Origin of the sequence: Williamsia sp., assembly GCF_036566845.1 — a bacterium.
Taxonomy (GTDB): domain Bacteria; phylum Actinomycetota; class Actinomycetes; order Mycobacteriales; family Mycobacteriaceae; genus Williamsia.
In genome coordinates this window covers 1-4001 of sequence record NZ_DATCVM010000276.1, presented here as the reverse complement: position 1 = coordinate 4001, position 4001 = coordinate 1, and the positions used below count along the sequence as shown (strand labels likewise).

Here is a 4001-nt window from a genome sequence, read left to right as displayed (position 1 = left end):
ACCGTGCCCGGAATCAGGGTAGATCGTGACCTGCGAGTTCGGAAGTCGCTCCGCGAGTTCGACCGAGTGCTTGCTGGCGACCATGATGTCGTTGTCGCCGTTGGCGACGAAAGCTGGGTGAGTGATCACGGACAAGTCGTCGGGTGTCGTCTTTCCGCCGCCCACGATGGCCCGCAGCTGCGCGATACCTGCCCGGACGGAGATCGGCTTGTCCCGATTGTCCGTACGCTCGGCGAGGCGCCCGAAGTAGTCGTTCGCCGCCAGCTTCCCCTCGTCGGTGCGAGGGAAGAACAGGAAGTGCCGGGGGTCCTTGCGCGCGAGTGCAGCCTTGACGTACGCGAGCCCAACGATGCGCGCCATCTTGTCGATTCCGCCGCCGCCGCGCGGTCCGGTGCCGGTGAGCACCAGTCGACGAACGAGTTCGGGGGCCTGCAAGGCGACCATTTGCGCAACCCCGCCACCGAGCGAAAAGCCTACGAGGTCGACTTTGTCGAGGCCGAGAGCGCGAATGAAGGAGATCGCATCTGCACCCATCTGCTCGAGATTGGTCGGTACCGATCCACCGGTGGCTCCGACGCCCCGGTTGTCGAATGCGATCACGTGATGACCCTTCGCGACACCGTCGATGACGCGGGGGTCCCAATCGTCGAGGACAGCGGTGAAGTGATGCAGGAACACCACCGGCACGCCACCGGTCGGGCCCAGTTCGCGGTACGCGAAGGGCACTCCGTCCACGCTGACGAATTTCGTCGGTGCGTCCCGCCAGGCGGTTTGCGTGTCGGGCTTCTCGTCGGTTGTGGACATGATAGTTCCTCTTTTCGATCCCTTGAGATCAATAGTGTTGTGAGTGTGGATGATCAGCGGTTGTCGAGCTCAGTCAGGAGTGCGCGAAGGCCGGCATTCTTCGTCAGTGCGGTATCGAGTATCGGGTTGATCAGACCTCGAGCAGCGGACAAGGGCAACCATCGCCCCGGCCGCATGACTCGGGGTGCACGAGCTTGTACCCCGTCGACGACAGCACGTGCGGCTTCGTCGGGCTGCAGTCGTTTGAGAAGTGGACGGGGAAGGACCTTCATCACGTCACCGGCGGCGCGATCGGTGTCGAGACCGTTCCGGATCATCGGTGTGTCGATGAGAGAGAAGTAGGCCGTCGTGACGCTCACGCCGTGCATGGCGAGTTCGACCCAAAGCCCCCGACCGAGTTGCTCGATAGCCGCTTTGCTCATCGCGTACGGAATCGTGCCCATCCCGTTGAGGAAGGCGAATACCGAACTGACCAGGACGATCTGACCGCGGCTGTCGATCACGTGCGGCAGCGCCGCCCGGACGGTGTTGATCACTCCGAAGACGTTGACTGCGAACAACGTGTCGATCGCCTCGGGTGGTGTGTTGCGCAACGTGCTCGTCCGTGCCAACACGCCTGCATTGGCCATGACGGCGTCGATCCGGCCGAGACGGTCGACCGCCTCACCCATCGCCTTGTCCAGGTCGGCGCGGTCGGTCACGTTCGCGACGAGACCGACCGCGGAGAACGGATGCCGCGACGACACGGTCTCGGGTGTGGTCGGATCGATGTCGAGGACAGCGACCTTGGCGCCGCGCCGGATCATCTCGGCTGTCGTTGCGGCACCGATACCGCTGGATCCGCCGGTGATGACGACGACCTTTCCCGTCAGGTCGTACTTCGTCCGGCTCATCGTGTGCCGCGTCTCGGGTTCAGAGTGATACGGCCGTTACGACGCACCATCGCCGCCATGGTGCGCACTCGCCCTCTGTCTGGATCGGGCGCCAGGCCGTCCCCCATACGGTGCAACTGGTCCGTGTGCCACCCGATGGTGAGAACACTCTCGATGGCGGACGGATCGGTCAGTTTCCCCAGCGCGTCGCGGAGCGGAAGCCTGATGTCTCGGGTGGCGAGTGCGCGGGTCCGCCCGGTCAGGACGGAACGCGCAGCACCGGCATCGAGGACAGTGGGACGCGCAATGCCTACCGCGTCGCAGTCACCGCTCTCGATCGCCTCGGACATGCCCGCTTCGGTCCGAAATCCACCGGTGACCACGAGCGGCACGTCGCCGGCGACGGCGCGAACCGTGCGGGCGTACTCAAGGAAGTAGGCCTCTCGAGCGCGGGTGCTTGCCGCCGAGAACCCGCTCATCGCCGGGGATTCGTAGGTGCCACCGCTGATTTCGATGAGATCGATACCCTCGGCGGCGAGTGCCTCCACCACATCGCGAGACTCGGCCTCGGTGAAGCCGCCGCGCTGGAAGTCTGCCGAATTGAGTTTCACCGATACCGCGAAGCCGGGCGACACCCGAGCGCGGATGGCGCGGACGATCTCGATGAGAAATCGTCGTCGCCGGCTCGGGTCACCACCCCATTCGTCGGTGCGCTGATTCGTCATGGGTGAGAGGAACTGGGTGACCAGGTAACCGTGAGCTGCTTGAATCTGCACACCGTCGAACCCCGCGGTCTCGCACACCAGTGCAGCCACGGCGAACCTCTCGACGATGCCCTCCACTTCGACCGACGTCAGAGCACGCGGCGTCGAGGCGCCGGGAACATTCAGGGGAACTGCGCTGGGAGCAACCGGCGTGTGTCCGATCGACAGTGGATTCGCCTGCCTACCCGGATGATTGAGCTGCACGAAGATCGGGACCCCAGCATCCTTGGTTGCTTTGGCCCAGGATGCCAGGGCCGGGAGGTCTCGCTCGTCTTCGATCACGACGTTGCCGACCTCGCCGAGTTGTGCGCGATCGACCATGACGTTGCCGGTGACGAGGAGCCCGTAGCCACCGCTTGCCCACGTTCGGTACAGACGTTCGATACGCACGTTCGGAGCGTTCGTTGCACCACCCAGCGCCTCGCTCATCGACGCTTTCACGATGCGGTTGGGTAGCACCAGGCCACAGGGCAGCGGCAACGGGTCTCGAAGTGCGGACATCGAGGTCCTTTCGTGTACGTGTCGTCGACGACGTATTGAATGACGGTCGTAATATGTCGATCGTAAGACTATGGGATACAGTGCTGATAGGCAAGAGCCTCGACCAGATCATGACGAAGGACCACCGATGACCCGTTACAGCAGCAACCAAAAGGAGCAGACGCGGACGCGCATCATCGAGCACGCCGGGCGCCGGCTCAAGAGTGACGGAATCGACGGATCGGGCGTGAGCACCTTGATGAAGGACGCCGGGCTGACGAACGGCGCCTTCTACGCCCACTTTGGCTCGAAGGACGAACTCGTCGCCGCGACAGTCGCCGACCAATTGCAGTTTCAGCACGACACCATCGAGGCCCTGCCCGACGATCGGGCGTCACTCGAGGAGTTCATCGCCGACTATCTGTCACCCCGCCACCGTGACCATCCGGAAGAGGGATGCCCGTCGGCGGCGTTGCTCGGGGATGTCGGACGATCGAAACCCGTTGTGCGCGAGGCGTACGCCTCCGGCGTCGTCAATATTTTCGATGTTCTGGCTGCTCGTATTCACGTCGCGGATGCCGCCGAGGCCAGAACCAGAGCGATTGGGCTCATCACCGTCCTGGTGGCGACGCTCCAGCTGGCGCGGGCGATCTCCGATCCCACCGCGTCCGACAGGGTGCTAGCCGCCGGGCTGGCGAATACGAGGCATTTTCTCGTCTGACCGGTTGAGGTCTGCGAGGGACCGCACGGGGCTCTGTCAACTTAACTGAACATGACTGGGAATCAACATAATTTGTCCACTCTTGGGCGGATTCTATTGGTGGGAAAGCAGTTCAGGCGGCGTCCGGTATGCCGGTCACGTCGTTCCAGGTGGCGAATCGTTCGGTCATTTCGGAACGGTAATCGCTCGCGGTGAGCTTGTGTCGGCCGGGCCGGAAGTGCGGCGAGATCGCGCTGAACCCGCCAGGAACCGTTGCGCTGCACCCGGTGAGCGGAAAAACTTCATGGCGCGTTCGCGCTGCCTGGTCGGTTGATGCGAGTTCTCGGCCCGGTTGTTGAGATACTTCGAGCGCCGGTGTTC

At 63.5% G+C, this 4001-nt stretch carries 4 protein-coding genes and 1 pseudogene; 1 reads left to right on the top strand and 4 read right to left on the bottom strand.

The features are described 5' to 3' along the window. The 3 genes from VIQ49_RS27160 to VIQ49_RS27150 all read right to left on the bottom strand — a co-directional run. The coding region (locus VIQ49_RS27160) for an alpha/beta hydrolase (protein WP_331889990.1) at positions 1–804 on the bottom strand (804 nt) is incomplete at its 3' end. A 53-nt stretch (positions 805–857) separates the two neighbouring features. Continuing rightward, positions 858–1697 (bottom strand): SDR family NAD(P)-dependent oxidoreductase, encoded by an 840-nt coding sequence (locus VIQ49_RS27155; RefSeq protein WP_331889988.1) that lies wholly within the window; start codon positions 1695–1697, stop codon positions 858–860. After that, entirely contained in the window at positions 1694–2941 is a 1248-nt protein-coding gene (locus VIQ49_RS27150; protein ID WP_331889986.1) for an NADH:flavin oxidoreductase/NADH oxidase family protein, read from the bottom strand. The genes VIQ49_RS27155 and VIQ49_RS27150 overlap by 4 nt, the downstream gene beginning before the upstream one ends. Before the next feature lie 127 nt (positions 2942–3068). On the opposite strand from VIQ49_RS27150, the gene VIQ49_RS27145 reads away from it, so the two are divergent. Continuing rightward, positions 3069–3641 carry a TetR/AcrR family transcriptional regulator gene (locus tag VIQ49_RS27145; protein ID WP_331889984.1) on the top strand — a complete coding sequence of 191 codons (573 nt, stop codon included), beginning with the start codon at positions 3069–3071 and terminating at the stop codon, positions 3639–3641. A 112-nt stretch (positions 3642–3753) separates the two neighbouring features. On the opposite strand, the pseudogene VIQ49_RS27140 reads toward VIQ49_RS27145, so the two are convergent. Continuing rightward, positions 3754–4001, bottom strand: a pseudogene (locus VIQ49_RS27140) (DDE-type integrase/transposase/recombinase); the annotation flags it as partial.

Bases quoted from the DNA above. Each gene is read 5' to 3' on its own strand.
- VIQ49_RS27145 (WP_331889984.1), top strand. From the start codon at position 3,069: ATGACCCGTTACAGCAGCAACCAAAAGGAGCAGACGCGGACGCGCATC.
- VIQ49_RS27155 (WP_331889988.1), bottom strand. From the start codon at position 1,697: ATGAGCCGGACGAAGTACGACCTGACGGGAAAGGTCGTCGTCATCACC.
- VIQ49_RS27150 (WP_331889986.1), bottom strand. From the start codon at position 2,941: ATGTCCGCACTTCGAGACCCGTTGCCGCTGCCCTGTGGCCTGGTGCTA.